We start from the raw sequence: 14,556 nt of genomic DNA on the forward strand, positions 1-14,556 counted from the left end.
AACCACGGGGCTCCGGAAGCCGAGTGATCATATCCGCGGTGTCCCATCAAAGGATCCTTTGGTAAGACCATTCCCCTCGCCGCAACCCACGCCCCCACACAGCTCCGGGGCTGAAAGACGCCCCCGCACACACCCTCAAACCGCGAGCGCCACCTTCCCGCGCACTCCCCCGCGTTCCAGATACCGAAGAGCGTCCGCAGCACGGTCGAGTGGGAACGTCCGATCCAACGCCGGGACAACCTTCCCCGCATCAATGAGCCCAGCAAGCTCTTCCAAGTCACCAGCACGCACCACTCCGAAAAACATCGTCAATCGCTGCCTGATGAACGGCGACAACATAACGGCTCCCAATTGCCGCTGCAGCCCGCCAGCGAAAGCACCGCCGCCCTCCCCGCCGGTGATTACGGCCGTCCCTGCAGGAGTCAAGGCCCGGCGCAGAAGGGAGATCCGGGGGTTGCCTGCGATATCAAGGATGAGGTCGTACGGTCCGGAATCAAGAAAGTCCTCGGCTTCATAATCCAGAACACTGTCTGCGCCAAGGCTGCGGACAAAGTCCATCTTGCCGGCACTGCATGTGCCCGTAACTTCAGCGCCGAAGGCCTTGGCCAGCTGGACCGCGTAGCTTCCCACACCGCCGGACGCGCCCGTGACCAGGACCCTTTGCCCTTCCGCAACCCGTCCAGCACGCAGGCCCTGCAGGGCGGTGACCGCGGAGACTGGAACGGTGGCTGCTTGCTCAAAGGAGAGACCCAGCGGCTTGGCAGCCAACTTCGCTTCAGGGGCCACGGCATACTCGGCGAACGAACCACGGCCGGCACCAAACACCGCGTCGCCAACCCTGAACCTGGTGACTTCAGGTCCCACCGCTTCCACAATCCCGGCCAAGTCCATGCCCAAAGCAGGGTCCCGGGGCTTCGCAAAACCAAAGGCAAGACGCCCCAGATACGGCAGGCCCGTCATCATGTGCCACGCGCCGCGGTCAACTCCGGCCGCGTGGACCCTGACCAGCACTTCCTTGCCCGAACGCGCCGAACCCGCCGAACGCGCCGAGCACACCGGGCGCGGCAACCGCTTCACCTCCAGCACCTCCGGACCGCCGTAGGTTTCGCGGACCACGGCACGCATGCTGGCGGACTGTCGAAGATCACTGCGGGTACGTTGTGGAATTTTCATAACAGAGCCTCCAAACATCTTCGTACGCTGTACGAAAATGACGTTACAGTACACTGTACGAAAACGGAAGGAGTCAGTTCATGGGTGCCAGCAGAAGGCCGGATCTCAGCCGGGAGAACGTGCTTTTCAAAGCCCTTGAACTCGCCGACACCGAAGGAATCGCGGCATTGTCCATCCGCTCGCTCGCGCAGAGCATGGGCACCAAGCCAATGTCCTTGTACTACTACGTGGCCAACAAGGACCAGATCCTGGACGGACTCGTGGACCTCGTGTTCGGAGAAATCCACACCCCAACAGCCGGAGGCGCATGGAAGGAAGAGATGCGCACGCGAGCGCACTCAGCCAGGGAAGTGCTTCGGCGGCACCCCTGGGCCGTCGGGCTTCTGGAATCACGGAAAGCACCCGGCCCCGCCACGCTGAAGCACCACGAAGCAACCCTGGCCACTCTCAGGGCGGCCGGCTTCACCGTGCAGCAGACGGCCCGGGCGTACTCGCTGCTGGACAGCTACATCTACGGCTTCGCGCTCCAGGAAGCCGCGCTCCCCATTGCCGGCGCCGAACCGATGGCCGACGTGGCCGCACCCATCATGGAACGGTTCGCCACTGGCGAGTACCCGCACATGGTGGAGATTGCCACCGAGGTGGTCATGCAGCCGGGCTACGACTACGGCAACGAATTCGCCCATGGACTCGAACTGATCCTGGGCGCGCTGGAGCCAGTTCAATGACGAGCCGAGGGTTGTACTCGCGAGCCGAGGTGGACCGGCAGGCCGGCCCTTACCAGGCCAGCGTGACGGCCTCGATCGCGGACTGGACACCCCACATCTCAGGCGAGGACTCTGCCGACATCGAAGATGCCACCCGTCAACTGGTCGCGTTCGACAAGCACGCCCAACGCACGCTGGGGACAAACAACCCCGCACTGGGGCCGATGACGGCAATTCTTCTGCGGACCGAGTCGGCTTCCAGCTCCCAGATCGAACAGCTGACTACCTCAGCCCAGCAGCTCGCACTCGCCGAAATCGGCGAGCGCACCGAAATCGAGGAGGGCAACAAGGCCAACGCGTTGACAGTTATTGGCAACGTCCGGGACATGGAGGCAGCCCTTCAGCTTGCCGATCACATCAGACAAGGGCCTCGTCGGCTCCACCGCGGCGCCAATCTCGGCGGGACTCCTTGTCCACACAGAGCGCTACTTCGCAGCCCTGGGCTCCTTCCGCGAGGGCGACGCCGGCCCGATCGTCCGCGAGTTCGCAACGGCGAGCCGGATCGCTGCCTCCACCGGATCACAGCTCGTCGATGACCTCGTCGAGCAGCTTGAGGAGTCCCGGGCCAAGCTGACAGGGCTGCGCTCGGATGCGGCGGCGTGGAAAATACTTCCCACATTGATCGGCCAGCCGGCAGTGAACACGAGGTATCTCATGACGCACCCTCGGACTCGGGGAAATGGCCGCACTGCGCGCGCTCGATGCCCTGACCGAGCGCGGCGTGCTGACCGAATCATCGGGTCGCGACCGCGAGCGCGTGTGGCAGCACCGCGGCATCTTTGATGTCCTCGACGCCTACGCCGCCGGTATCCGCCGCATGTCCGCCAGCTGAGCTAAACCCCCAACTCCCCCGGCAACTCCACGTCCTCCCCGAGCACCTGCTTCGCGAGGAAGTGCTCCACCACCCCGTACCAAACCTTGGCGTGCTGCGGCTGGAGTACCCAGTGGTTCTCGTCGGGGAAGTACAGGAACCGGTGCGGACTCTGCCCGTCCTCACCCGCAGGCAGTCCGGACTTCGAAAGCAGCTCGTACCAAAGCCGCAGCCCCTCACCGATGGGCACGCGATAGTCCTTGTCGCCATGGATCACCAGCATGGGCGTCTTGATGTTGCCGACACTCAAGTGCGGCGAGTTCTCCATGGCCATCTCTGCGGTCATTTCCTTCAGCCAGTACTGCGCCGCATCAGTCGTCGGCCCGAACTGGTCCAACGCCCACAGGCTGGCGTGGGTCACGATCGCCTTGAAGCGATCGGTCTGCCCGGCCACCCAGTTGGCCATGTACCCGCCGAACGAACCGCCCATGGCCGCGGTCCGGGTCTCATCAATGTCCGCACGCGCAACCACGGCATCAGTAATTGCCATCAGGTCCGAGAATGGCTTCTTGCCCCATTCACCCCAGCCGCGCTGAATGAACGCCTGCCCATAACCCGTGGACAGCGCCGGGTCGGGAAGCAGCACGGCATAGCCCTTGGCCACCAGCAGCCAGGGGTTCCATCGCCAGGTCCACGCATTCCAGGAACTCAAAGGACCGCCATGGATCCACAGCAACAACGGTGCACGTGCCCCGTCAGAGGCATCCGAAGGCAGAGCCAGGTACGCAGGAACCCGCGAACCATCGGCCGTCGTCGTCTCTACCCGCTCCAGCCGCCCCGCGAAAACAGGCCGCTCCGCAGGTGCCGGAAGTCGAACCACCTCACCGGTGGAAAGATCGATCCGCACGGCTTCCGCCGGGAACTCATAGGAACTCCGCAGCGCATACGCTGTGCTTCCGTCCCGCGAAACCACGACGTCGGTGTACGCCGCCGCGTCTTTCGTCACCCGCGTGACCCCACCGTCAGCGACGTCCACCCGGAAAACCGGCGACGCGCCGTCGTCGTCCGCCGTGACCAGGAGGCCACTGCCGTCCGGGAGCCAGGCAACCGGCGTCGGCCATCGGTCCCAGTCATGGGCAAGCGGCATCAGGTCCGTGGTTTCGCCGCCGGAGACATCCAGGAGGTGCAGCTTGACCTGCGGAGCTTGCGTGGGGGTGGTGTCGCTCTCGCTTTGCACCACCAGCGTGCGGTTGTCAGGGCTGACCGGGCCGGGGAAGTAGCTCATGCCCTGGTGGTCCAGCAGCACTTTGACCGCGCCGGTCGCGACGTCGACGGCGGCCAGCACCTCACGACTGTCGGCCTTCGCGAGCGCTTTGCTGAGGCTCGTGTAGATAGTCTTCCCGTCGGGACTCACCACGGTTTTCGCTTCCCGGAGCGAACCCCCGACGCCGGGTGTCAGGTTCCGCAGCGACACCGGCGGTTCGGCGTCAACGGTAGCGGGCTTGCCGGGCTCACTAACGGGACCGGTTTCGACGGCGAAGATCCGCGGCTGCGAAGGGCCAAGGTCGGCGTCCCAATAGCGTACCGGGTAGCCGCTGTGCAGGATGGCCGAGACCTTGTTGTCTTTGCGGGCCTTGCGGCGCTCTTCATCGTTTTCTTCATCAGTGGAACCGGCCAGGACCTCGGCGACAACAAAGGCTGCGTCCGCATCGGCGGCGGCCAGGACGGAGCCGACCCCGCCGGCGCGCGAGTGGGCAACCCGCGCTTCTCCCCCAGCGGCCGGCAGCAGCCAGAGGGCGTTGACTGGATCATCGTCCGGACTGTCGGGATCCGGCCGGGCCGAGGTGAAGTAGAGATCGCCATTGGCCGCGAAGGCGGCGCCGGCCTCGCCCTTGGCGCTGCGCGTAATCCGGCGTGCCTGCGACTGCCCAGTGGGATCGAGCTCCCAGAGTGCCGCCCTGAACTCTGTGCCCTTGCTGTTCAGCGTCGTGACGGTGGTAACCAAGCGCGTGCCGTCAGGGCTCAGGGCGAGTCCACTGACCCGTGGGATGGCCAGGTAGTGGTCAAGATCGTGGAAAGGAGATTTGGGTTGCGGGGTGTGGGAGCCAGTCGAATCCATGCTCCGATTCAACACGGAATGTGCCGGGGATCACAGGGTGGTTCACTAAGAGTGAAACACTACTTTCAGATTGCCCGTGCCCAACTGGGTCGCATTAGTGCGCGTTTTCAGCCGTGTAAACGCGCACTATTGCGACTTAGTTGGGCCAGGGCTTGGAGTACCGGCCGGGTTCCGTCCTCGCTCGCGATGCGCGCCGCGAGGAGCTTCGACCGGAAAGCGTACGACGGCGACCTGACCGCCTCCGCGATGGCGTCGCCCAGGCGCTCCGCCGTGAGCTCCTTGTACGGGATGGGCTGCGGTCCGGCTCCAAGGGCGGCCACACGCGAGGCCCACAGCGGCTGGTCCGTGAAGACCGGAACGCAAACTGTTGGCACCCCCGCCCGGAGGCCGACCGCCGTCGTACCCGCACCAGCATGGTGCACCACGGCAGCCATCCGGGGAAAGAGCCACTCGTGCGGGACGTCGCCAATGCCAAGGACGTCATCCCCGGACACGCCATCCGCGCCCTGGAGGACAGCCCGCACGCCCGCACGACGTGTCGCCTCGACGACGAGCCCGGCATCCACCGTGGCACCGCTTCCGAATCCAACGAACACAGGCGGTGGACCATCCGCAAGGAAATCCATCAGGTCCCCGCCCGGTTGCCAGCCGGGCCGGGCCGGAGGCCACCAGTACCCTGCCATGACCAGCCCCGGATGCCAATCCGCCGGACGCGGCAGGACCGCTGGGCTGATGCCATGGAGGATGGTGGCGTTGTGACGCGTACGACGGCGGTGGGCAGCCTGGCGGGACAGCCTGGGCAGGCCGAGCCCACGGCGAAGCCTGGCACTCGGAGCATCGTAAGGAGCCGGTCCTGCAAGAACCCTTTTGCCAATCACCCTGTTGCCCACTGCACCCAGGTCGCGGGCAGAACCGAGCAGCACCGGCGGATACGCCGAACTCGGCTCCACCGGTTGCAAGTGGGCTCCGATGGCCGGGATGCCCAGTGCTTCCGCGACATCGTAGGCGTACGGCGCCACGGAGTTCGCCATGATGACGTCCGCACCCGCCTCTGCCGCGGCAAGCGTCCCGCTCGCAGCTTGCTCCATGTAGCCACCGAGGGCCTGCCATGATGTCCGGATGTCGTTGAAGGAGGGCTTTTCCTCCGGGTCCGTTCGTTGGATGATCCGGGTCAGGTCGCCCGGAAGCACCCTGTATTCGCAGCCGGATGACACAACGAGCGGGGCATAGGCCGGGTTGGCCGCGATGGCCACCTCCAAACCGTGTTCCTGCAGCGCCGAACCCAACCCGGCCATGGGTGCCACGTCTCCGCGCGTGCCCGGAGCCACCATCAAAACCCGCATCAAGAGACCCACTTCCTGGAAACACGAATGCCCCGCACACTCCTAGGAGAATGTGCGGGGCACTCTGCTTGTGTCGCTTCTGCCTTACGCGGTGGGAGCAATCTCCGGGATCCGCGGCTTGGCGTTGCCTTCGAAGGTGAACTTGGCTTCGTCACCCTCACCCTCGACGTCCACCACAACGATGTCGCCGGTGTGGATGTCGCCGAACAGGATCTTCTCGGACAGCTGGTCCTCGATCTCGCGCTGGATGGTGCGGCGCAGCGGCCGGGCACCCATTGCGGGGTCGTAACCACGGGTGGCGAGCAGGACCTTGGCGGCCTTGGTGAGCTCGATTCCCATGTCCTTGTCCTTGAGGCGGCGCTCCAGGCGGGTAACGAACAGGTCCACGATCTCGATGATCTCGTCCTGCGTCAGCTGCGGGAACACCACGACGTCGTCAACACGGTTGAGGAACTCGGGGCGGAAGTGCTGCTTGAGCTCTTCCGTAACCCGGGCACGCATCCGGTTGTAGCCAGTCTGGGTGTCGGTTCCGGACTGGAAGCCGGTAGCGACGCTCTTGGAGATGTCGCGGGTACCCAGGTTGGTGGTCATGATGATCACGGTGTTCTTGAAGTCCACCACGCGGCCCTGGGAGTCGGTCAGGCGGCCGTCTTCCAGGATCTGCAGCAGCGAGTTGAAGAGATCGGCGTGGGCCTTCTCAACTTCGTCGAACAGCACCACGGAGAACGGACGACGACGGACCTTCTCGGTCAGCTGGCCGCCTTCTTCGTAGCCAACGTAGCCCGGAGGAGCACCGAAGAGACGCGAAACCGTGTGCTTCTCGGAGTACTCGGACATGTCCAGCGTGATGAGGGCGTCCTCTTCACCGAACAGGAACTCGGCAAGTGCCTTGGCAAGCTCGGTCTTTCCAACGCCGGTGGGGCCAGCGAAGATGAACGAGCCACCCGGCCGCTTGGGGTCCTTCAAGCCGGCACGCGTGCGGCGGATGGCCTGCGACAGGGCCTTGATGGCCTCGTCCTGGCCAACGACGCGCTTGTGCAGTTCGTCTTCCATCTTGAGCAAGCGCGAGGACTCTTCCTCGGTGAGCTTGAAGACCGGGATACCCGTGGAGTTCGCGAGGACTTCAGCGATCAGGTCCTCGTCAACCTCGGAGATATCGTCCATGCCGCCGGACTTCCAGTTGCGCTCCTTCTCTGCGCGCTCGGCAATGAGCTTCTGCTCCTTGTCGCGCAGCGAAGCGGCACCCTCGAAGTCCTGGGCGTCAATCGCCGATTCCTTCTCCAGCTTCACGTCCGCAATGCGCTCGTCCATGGCCTTGAGCTCCGGCGGAGCGGTCATGCGGCGGATGCGCAGGCGGGCGCCGGCTTCATCGATGAGGTCGATCGCCTTGTCCGGCAGGAAGCGGTCCGAAATGTAGCGTTCGGCCAGCTGCGCGGCTGAGGCGAGGGCGCCGTCGGTGATCGTCACGCGGTGGTGTGCCTCGTAACGGTCCCGCAGGCCCTTCAGGATTTCGATCGCGTGGGCAACCGAAGGCTCCTTGACCTGGATCGGCTGGAAGCGGCGCTCAAGGGCGGCGTCCTTCTCGATGTGCTTGCGGTACTCGTCCAGCGTGGTGGCACCGATGGTCTGGAGCTCGCCACGGGCCAGCATCGGCTTCAGGATCGACGCGGCGTCAATGGCGCCCTCGGCAGCACCGGCACCCACCAACGTGTGGATCTCGTCGATGAAGAGGATGATGTCACCGCGCGTACGGATTTCCTTGAGGACCTTCTTCAGGCGCTCTTCGAAGTCACCGCGGTAGCGGGAGCCGGCAACCAGGGAACCGAGGTCAAGCGTGTACAGCTGCTTGTCCTTGATGGTCTCCGGGACATCGCCACGAACGATCGCCTGGGCGAGGCCTTCGACGACGGCGGTCTTGCCGACGCCGGGCTCACCGATCAGCACGGGGTTGTTCTTGGTGCGACGGGAGAGGACCTGCATGACGCGTTCCATCTCCTGCTCGCGGCCGATCACAGGATCGAGTTTGTTCTCGCGGGCAGCCTGCGTGAGGTTGCGGCCGAACTGGTCCAGCACCACGGAACCGGCAGGGGTTCCTTCCTGCTGGCCCTGGCCGGAACCCGAACCCGCGGTTTCCTTGCCCTGGTAGCCGGACAGCAACTGGATGACCTGCTGGCGGACCCGGTTGAGGTCGGCGCCAAGCTTCACCAGCACCTGGGCTGCAACACCTTCGCCCTCGCGGATGAGGCCGAGAAGGATGTGCTCAGTGCCGATGTAGTTGTGGCCGAGCTGAAGAGCTTCGCGAAGGGAAAGCTCAAGTACCTTCTTGGCGCGCGGGGTAAAGGGGATGTGACCGGACGGAGCCTGCTGGCCCTGGCCGATGATCTCCTGGACCTGTTCGCGGACGCCGTCGAGCGAGATGCTCAGGGACTCAAGCGCCTTGGCGGCAACGCCTTCACCCTCGTGGATCAGACCCAAGAGGATGTGTTCTGTACCGATGTAGTTGTGATTGAGCATCCGTGCCTCTTCTTGGGCAAGGACGACCACGCGACGGGCACGGTCCGTAAATCTCTCAAACATTTCGCCACACTCCTAGCTACGACGTACTTTGATGCTACGTGCCGGGGCGGGACTTTTGGAGCGTGTTCGCCACAGGGGAAACATGACGGGCTTGCGGAATAAAACTTGTGCTGCAGCCCCTTCGCCCCGACCCACCCCCATCCGGCGTGGAAGCCCATGCCCCCTGACGCCCGGGACACGCACCCCGGCCGGCTCGATCGGCATTAACCGGCGCAGCCGATTACGCCTCCCCAGTCAGCCCACTTTCCCGGAATCCAAGGGAGGGCGAAAAAATTCAAGCACTTCAGAAGTGTGATTCCGCAAAATACCCACGCGGAGGTTTAGGGCCAGCCGCCGGTGCACCTCGTTAAACACCAAAGCCCCGGCACTGATGCCGGGGCTTTGAGGCGGTGAATCAGGAATTCGCCTTCTGGTACGCTTCCTGAATTTCAGCTTGAATACGTCCACGGCTGTTGACCGTGTAACCGTTATCCCGCGCCCACTGGCGGATCTGGGCCGAATCCTGGCTCCGCGCAGCCGTAGCGCGACCCCGGGTTGCCCGACCGGAAGAAGACGTCTTCCGTGCCTTGGCGACGTATGGCTCCAGAGCCTGACGCAGGGAAGCTGCGTTTGCGGTGGACAAGTCCATCTCGTAGCTCACACCGTCAAGGCCAAAACGGACAGTTTCATCAGCTGCCCCTTCATCCAAGTCGTCAACGAGGATGATTTTTACTTTTTGTGCCATGAGTAGCCTCTCTTTTGGAGGGTTGATATTCAGAAATCCCCATGTTGCTATTCCTGATTATCGTTCACGGCACCTGCGCACGTCAAAGGCATATGTGGATTACTGCCTTGACCCGCCTATTCCCGGGCTATTTAGCGGCCGCTTCCCCGTCATCGGAGCCGGAATTGCGCAGATTCGCTTCGGCTTGCGCACGGGCTTCCGCCTGGCGCTCGGATTTGTCCGCATTGAATATGGACTTCATGGCAAACCAGAAGATCAAACCAACAACAACTGATGGCGCCAGGACGGCGATGTACTCCATGATCAGTGACCTTCAGGCTTCAGCAAGGGGAACAAAATGGTTTCGCGGATGCCGGCCCCGGTAAAGAGCATGACCAAACGGTCAATGCCCAGGCCAATACCGCCCATGGGCGGTGCACCGTATTCGAGGGCGCGGAGGAAGTCCTCATCCAACTGCATGGCTTCGACGTCGCCGGCAGCAGAGCGGCGTGACTGTTCCGTGAGCCGTTCGCGCTGGATCACGGGATCGATGAGCTCCGAGAACGCCGTACCGCGCTCCATTCCGCCAATGATCAGGTCCCAGGCCTCGATGAGCCGGCCGTCCTCGCGGTGGGGACGGGCCAGCGGCTGCGCAGACGGCGGGTAGTCGTAGACGAAAGTCGGGTTGAGCAGCGTGGGTTCCACAATCTCGCCGAACAATTCCACAACCAGCTTCTCGGCGTCCCACTTGGGATCCACTTTGACCTCGTGCTTGGCGGCAATGGCCAGCAATTCGTCCACCGTGGTGTCCGGCGTAATTTCGACACCAACAGCCTCGGAAAGCCCCGGATATACCGCAATCCAAGCCCATTCGCCGTCGAGGTTAATCTCGCCCGCATCCGTTTGGATGGTGCGCGTGCCCACAACGTCGGCCACATTCAGGATGATTTCCTTCATGCGCTCGGCCATAACGAACTGGTCCGCCCAGGCCTCATAGCATTCAAGCGTGGTGAATTCAGGGCTGTGGGTTGAGTCGACGCCCTCGTTGCGGAACACCCGGCCCATATCGTAAACACGGTCGATTCCGCCAACCACTGCGCGCTTCAGGAAGAGCTCCGTGGCAATGCGCAACGTCATCTTCTGGTCGAAGGCATTCATGTGCGTCTCGAACGGACGGGCCGTGGCGCCACCGTGGACCAGCTGCAGGATGGGGGTTTCAACCTCGACGTAGCCATGGCGGTCCAGGGTGTCGCGGACCGAGCGCGTAATCGCCGCCCGCTTGTACACCATTTCGCGGGCTTCGTCGCGGACCATGAGGTCCACGTACCGCTGGCGGACGCGGGTTTCCTCGTTGAGTTCGGCGTGCAGCACCGGGAGCGGACGCAGCGCCTTGGAAGCCATGGACCACGAATCGGCCATGACGGAGAGCTCACCGCGGCGGGAGGAAATGACCTCGCCCTTGATGAACACATGGTCCCCAAGGTCCACCAGGGCCTTCCACTCGGCCAGGGCTTCCTCGCCGACGTTGGCAAGGCTCAGCATTGCCTGCAGCCGGACGCCCTTGCCGTCCACGCCGCCTTCCTGCAGCGTCGCGAAGCACAGCTTGCCGGTGTTGCGCACGAACACGACGCGACCGGTGACGCCCACAACATCGCCCGTGGTCTGGTCCGCTTCGAGGTGCGCGTACTTCTCGCGGATTTCAGCCAGCGAATGCGTCCGTTCAACGCCCACCGGATAGGCCTCGACGCCGCGCTCGATCAGCTTGGCACGCTTGTCCATACGGATGCGCATCTGCTCGCTGGCATCGACAGGCTCGGCGGAGGTGTTTGGGGCGGAGGTGTTTGCGGAAGTCACAATCCTTAAGTTTACCGCCGATTACGGCCCGCTACTTCCGGTCATAGACTCGGGCTGTGGAGACATGGACTGTTGAAACAGACGACGGCGGTGGCCAGCTTGAGGTGCACACCTTCCGTCCGGTGTCCGCGGCCTCGATTCCAGGCTCGAAGGCACCTGCCGAACCAGCCGGCGTCGTTATTGTGCACGGCACCCTGGTGACCGATTCGCTCTACTGGCCATTCGCGCGGAACCTCAGCAGCCTGTTGGGGCGGCCGGTCCACTGCTATAACCGGCGTGGACGCGGACACTCCGCTCCCCAGCCCGCCGACTATTCTGTTGCGACCGAAGTATCGGATCTGGCTGCCGTGCTGCGCGAGACCGGCTCGTCCGACGTCGTTGCCCACAGTTATGGCGGGTTCGTTGCCCTCAACGCCGTTCGCGGAACCAGCATCAACCGCCTGGTGACCTACGACGCCGCCGTCTCGTTGTCCGGGAACCTTCACGGCCGCTGGCGCCCGGAGTTGGAGGAAGCAGTCACGGCCGGCCAACTTGATCACGCCTGGGCGCACCTGGTCCAGGGGCTGGGTACGGCAGGGCCAATCTCCTACCTGCCCATGGGCGCCCTGCGCGTGCTCAGCATCATTTCGGCCCAGACGCGACTGGGTTTGGAGATGCGCTCACTCCTGCCCACTGCCGTCACGGAGATGCGGGCAGTCCTCGCCGTCGATGCCAAGCTGGGCGATTTCACCGGCCTGCAGACGCCGACGCTCATGCTCAGCGGCGGTTGGAGCCCGTCCTACTTCGCCGAAACCGGCCGGGTCCTGGCGGGCGCCGTGCCGGCGATCGACTTTGCCGTTGTGCCGCTGCAGTTCCACGAAGGCCCCCTGCGCCCCGGCAAACGCCTCGCGACGCGAATCGCGCGCTTCCTGTCCGGTGACCCCGTTTCCGCGGCCGTCGCCACCTAGGATGATCCGGTGAGGGAACGCGACATCAAGACGCACGACGGCGGCACACTCGCCTTATATACGTACGGCACCGAAGACGCCCCCGGGGAACGCCGGGTGATCGTCATCGGCGGAGCCTTCCTGACCGCATTGATTTACCGTCCCTTCTCCATCGCGTTGGCAAAGGGCCTCGGGGACGGTTGGGCCGTGGACGTCTACGATCGGCGGGGCCGTGGCAAGTCCACCGACCAGCCACACAACTACTCCATGGCAACAGAGATCGCGGACGTCCGCACCATCATGGATGCCACGAATGGGCGGAACGTCCTCGGACACAGCCTCGGCGGATCCGTGGCCCTCAACGCAGGGCTCGCCTTTGCTGGAACGGAACACGAGCCTGCCAAGCTGGCCGTCTACGATGCCGCCGTCAACATCGACGGCAGCATGGACACCGACTGGCTGGCTGGATTTGCCGACGCCGTGGACGCTGGTGACGTGAGCCGGGCGCTGGCTAAGATGAAGCGCGGCATGCAGCCCGGAACGGCCTTGGCACGCGTTCCCGAGCCAATCCTCGCGGGGCTGATGGCCGTGGTGTCACGGACCAAGGTCAACAAACTCTTCCGCGAACTGCTTCCCTCCGGAGTGGGCGAGCTGAAAGCCGCTTTCGAAGCGGACGCGACACCCCGGGACTTTTCCGTCCTGCCGCCCACTACGCATTTCATGGTGGGCAAGCGGAGTCCGCAGTTCTACAAGGTCACGGCGGCAAGGCTGAACCGGGCCGTTCCCGGCAGCACCCTGGAAGTCTCGCCGCGGGGCTTCCACGGCTCCGTACCGGCAGCCGTGAAAGAACTGGTCCATGACATTTCGGATTACTTTAAACGCTGATCCCTGCAGTATCCGGCCGCCGTTCAGGTGGCTCGGCTAGGCTCAAGTCATGACGCGCGAGATCATCACCACAGCGGACGGCGGACACCTCGAAGTACTCACCACGGGAGGTGACCTGAAGGCGGCAGGTTCCGGCGTCGTCGTCGTGCCTGCTTCCATGGTGACGGCCTCCGATTACACGCGTTTCGCGCAGAAACTCAGCGAAGCGCTGGGCCGGCCCGTCCACACGTTCAACCGCCGCGGGCGCGGCGACTCGTCACCGCAGGCCGAGGATTACACGCTGGAAGCCGACATCCGCGACCTCGATGCCGTCATGCAGCACACCTCCAGCACGGACGTTTTCGGGCACAGCTTCGGCGGTGCCGTGGCCCTGCACGCCGCTCGTACGCTGCCCGTGGAACGCCTCGCCGTGTACGACCCCGCCGTCTCCGTCAACCAGAGCGTCAAGGCGGACTGGACGGACGACTACGAGCGCGCGACGGCGGCAGGAGACTACGATCGCGGCCTCGCCGTGCTGATCAAGGGCGTCGAGACGGGCGGCGCCTTCGCACGCATGCCGCTGTCCATGCTCACGCTCGCCACCAAACTGGCGGCCGGTACGCCCTTGGGAAAGCAGATGCGCGAGCTGATGACGTGCGGCGTCCGCGAGATCAAGGCCGTGATTGCCGCCGACATGCCCGCCGAGCCATTCCTCGCGCTGCCGCTGGAAACGCTGATCGTAGTGGGCGAGAAGAGCCCGGCCTACTTCGGGGTGGCCTGTGGGCAGATCCACGATGTCCTGTCCGGCTCGAGCTACACCATCCTTCCCGGCTTTGGGCACGATGGCCCCAACAAGGCACCGGACAAGCTGATCGCGGAATTGTCAGGGTTCTTCTCCGGCTGACTCCCCTACCGCGGGTTAGCCCAACTGGAGGGCCACGATTCCGGCAACAGCTATTGCCGTGAGTCCAAGCCGGAGCCCGCTGAACCTCTCCTTGAAGAACAAAGCGCCGATGATGCCTGCCAGCACACCACGGGGATCAACAAGCCCTGGAGCAGGAACAGCCACGCTATGTAGGCCAGCGGCGCATCGGAAAGCCTGACGCCCATACCGTCAACCAGGGTGTAGGCCGAGATGGAGGCACCCGTCAGGACAGCGAAGAAGGTGCCTTTGCGGCTGGAGGCCGTACTCGAATGCCCTGAGCGCTGAACGGGGCGGAGCCGAGTGCGCCCACCCGGGTCGGTTTGTGGGGCCTGTTCTGCGTTGTATTTCGTGGTTTTGGGGCGTTGTGCGGGCCCCGCAACGGTGCGTTGGCCGACGTTTGGTGTGGTTTGTGGTGTTAAATGGCGGGAGCCCCGACCGTCGTGGTCGGGGCTCCCGTTGTAATTAGTGTCCGGCGGTGTCCTACTCTCCCACAC

Annotated in this window: 14 protein-coding genes; 6 read left to right on the top strand and 8 right to left on the bottom strand. The window is 64.1% G+C overall.

The window, feature by feature from the left end; genetic code table 11:
- Positions 1-135: 135 nt before the first annotated feature.
- Entirely contained in the window at positions 136-1,173 is a 1,038-nt protein-coding gene (locus ACFVSJ_RS21250) for an NAD(P)-dependent alcohol dehydrogenase (RefSeq protein WP_387439070.1), read from the bottom strand.
- Positions 1,174-1,253: 80 nt separating this feature from the next.
- Here ACFVSJ_RS21250 and ACFVSJ_RS21255 point away from each other — a divergent pair, with 80 nt between their 5' ends.
- The 3 genes from ACFVSJ_RS21255 to ACFVSJ_RS21265 all read left to right on the top strand — a co-directional run bounded on the left by ACFVSJ_RS21255 (position 1,254) and on the right by ACFVSJ_RS21265 (position 2,772).
- Positions 1,254-1,901, top strand: a complete 648-nt coding sequence (locus tag ACFVSJ_RS21255) for a TetR/AcrR family transcriptional regulator (protein WP_387439072.1) — start codon at positions 1,254-1,256, stop codon at positions 1,899-1,901.
- Complete coding sequence (locus ACFVSJ_RS21260) at positions 1,898-2,476, top strand: hypothetical protein (protein WP_387439073.1); 579 nt, start codon at positions 1,898-1,900, stop codon at positions 2,474-2,476. The genes ACFVSJ_RS21255 and ACFVSJ_RS21260 overlap by 4 nt, the downstream gene beginning before the upstream one ends.
- A gap of 143 nt (positions 2,477-2,619) precedes the next feature.
- Positions 2,620-2,772, top strand: coding sequence for a hypothetical protein (locus ACFVSJ_RS21265; RefSeq protein ID WP_387439074.1), 153 nt, complete (start codon positions 2,620-2,622; stop codon positions 2,770-2,772).
- Between the two features lies 1 nt (position 2,773).
- On the opposite strand, the gene ACFVSJ_RS21270 is transcribed toward ACFVSJ_RS21265, so the two are convergent.
- From ACFVSJ_RS21270 to lysS, 6 genes are all read right to left on the bottom strand, one after another.
- A complete protein-coding gene (locus ACFVSJ_RS21270) occupies positions 2,774-4,870 on the bottom strand; it encodes a S9 family peptidase (protein ID WP_387439075.1) in 2,097 nt (698 codons plus the stop codon).
- 107 nt (positions 4,871-4,977) lie between these two features.
- Positions 4,978-6,213: a glycosyltransferase gene (locus ACFVSJ_RS21275; protein WP_387439076.1), complete on the bottom strand. Its 1,236-nt coding sequence runs from the start codon at positions 6,211-6,213 to the stop codon at positions 4,978-4,980.
- Between the two features lie 84 nt (positions 6,214-6,297).
- Positions 6,298-8,790 (bottom strand): ATP-dependent Clp protease ATP-binding subunit, encoded by a 2,493-nt coding sequence (locus ACFVSJ_RS21280; protein ID WP_387439077.1) that lies wholly within the window; start codon positions 8,788-8,790, stop codon positions 6,298-6,300.
- A gap of 394 nt (positions 8,791-9,184) precedes the next feature.
- A complete protein-coding gene (locus tag ACFVSJ_RS21285) occupies positions 9,185-9,514 on the bottom strand; it encodes an Lsr2 family protein (protein ID WP_387439078.1) in 330 nt (109 codons plus the stop codon).
- 127 nt (positions 9,515-9,641) lie between these two features.
- Complete coding sequence (locus ACFVSJ_RS21290; protein WP_387439079.1) at positions 9,642-9,815, bottom strand: hypothetical protein; 174 nt, start codon at positions 9,813-9,815, stop codon at positions 9,642-9,644.
- 2 nt (positions 9,816-9,817) lie between these two features.
- Entirely contained in the window at positions 9,818-11,347 is a 1,530-nt protein-coding gene (gene lysS / locus ACFVSJ_RS21295) for a lysine--tRNA ligase (RefSeq protein WP_387439080.1), read from the bottom strand.
- 56 nt (positions 11,348-11,403) lie between these two features.
- Between lysS and ACFVSJ_RS21300 the strand changes: the two genes are divergently transcribed.
- Genes ACFVSJ_RS21300 through ACFVSJ_RS21310 form a run of 3 tightly spaced genes read left to right on the top strand, consistent with a single transcriptional unit; the run spans position 11,404 to position 14,041 of the window.
- A complete protein-coding gene (locus tag ACFVSJ_RS21300) occupies positions 11,404-12,294 on the top strand; it encodes an alpha/beta fold hydrolase (RefSeq protein ID WP_387439081.1) in 891 nt (296 codons plus the stop codon).
- 9 nt (positions 12,295-12,303) lie between these two features.
- Positions 12,304-13,158: an alpha/beta fold hydrolase gene (locus ACFVSJ_RS21305; RefSeq protein WP_387439082.1), complete on the top strand. Its 855-nt coding sequence runs from the start codon at positions 12,304-12,306 to the stop codon at positions 13,156-13,158.
- A 49-nt stretch (positions 13,159-13,207) separates the two neighbouring features.
- The gene (locus ACFVSJ_RS21310; protein WP_387439083.1) at positions 13,208-14,041 is read left to right on the top strand and encodes an alpha/beta fold hydrolase; all 834 of its coding nucleotides are present in this window, start codon (positions 13,208-13,210) and stop codon (positions 14,039-14,041) included.
- Positions 14,042-14,056: 15 nt separating this feature from the next.
- Here the strand turns inward: ACFVSJ_RS21310 and ACFVSJ_RS21315 are convergent, their stop codons facing one another.
- Complete coding sequence (locus ACFVSJ_RS21315) at positions 14,057-14,206, bottom strand: hypothetical protein (RefSeq protein WP_387439084.1); 150 nt, start codon at positions 14,204-14,206, stop codon at positions 14,057-14,059.
- Between the last annotated feature and the right edge of the window lie 350 nt (positions 14,207-14,556).

The sequence above is a fragment of the Paenarthrobacter sp. NPDC058040 genome (assembly GCF_042885775.1).
Classification (GTDB): Bacteria; Actinomycetota; Actinomycetes; order Actinomycetales; family Micrococcaceae; genus Arthrobacter.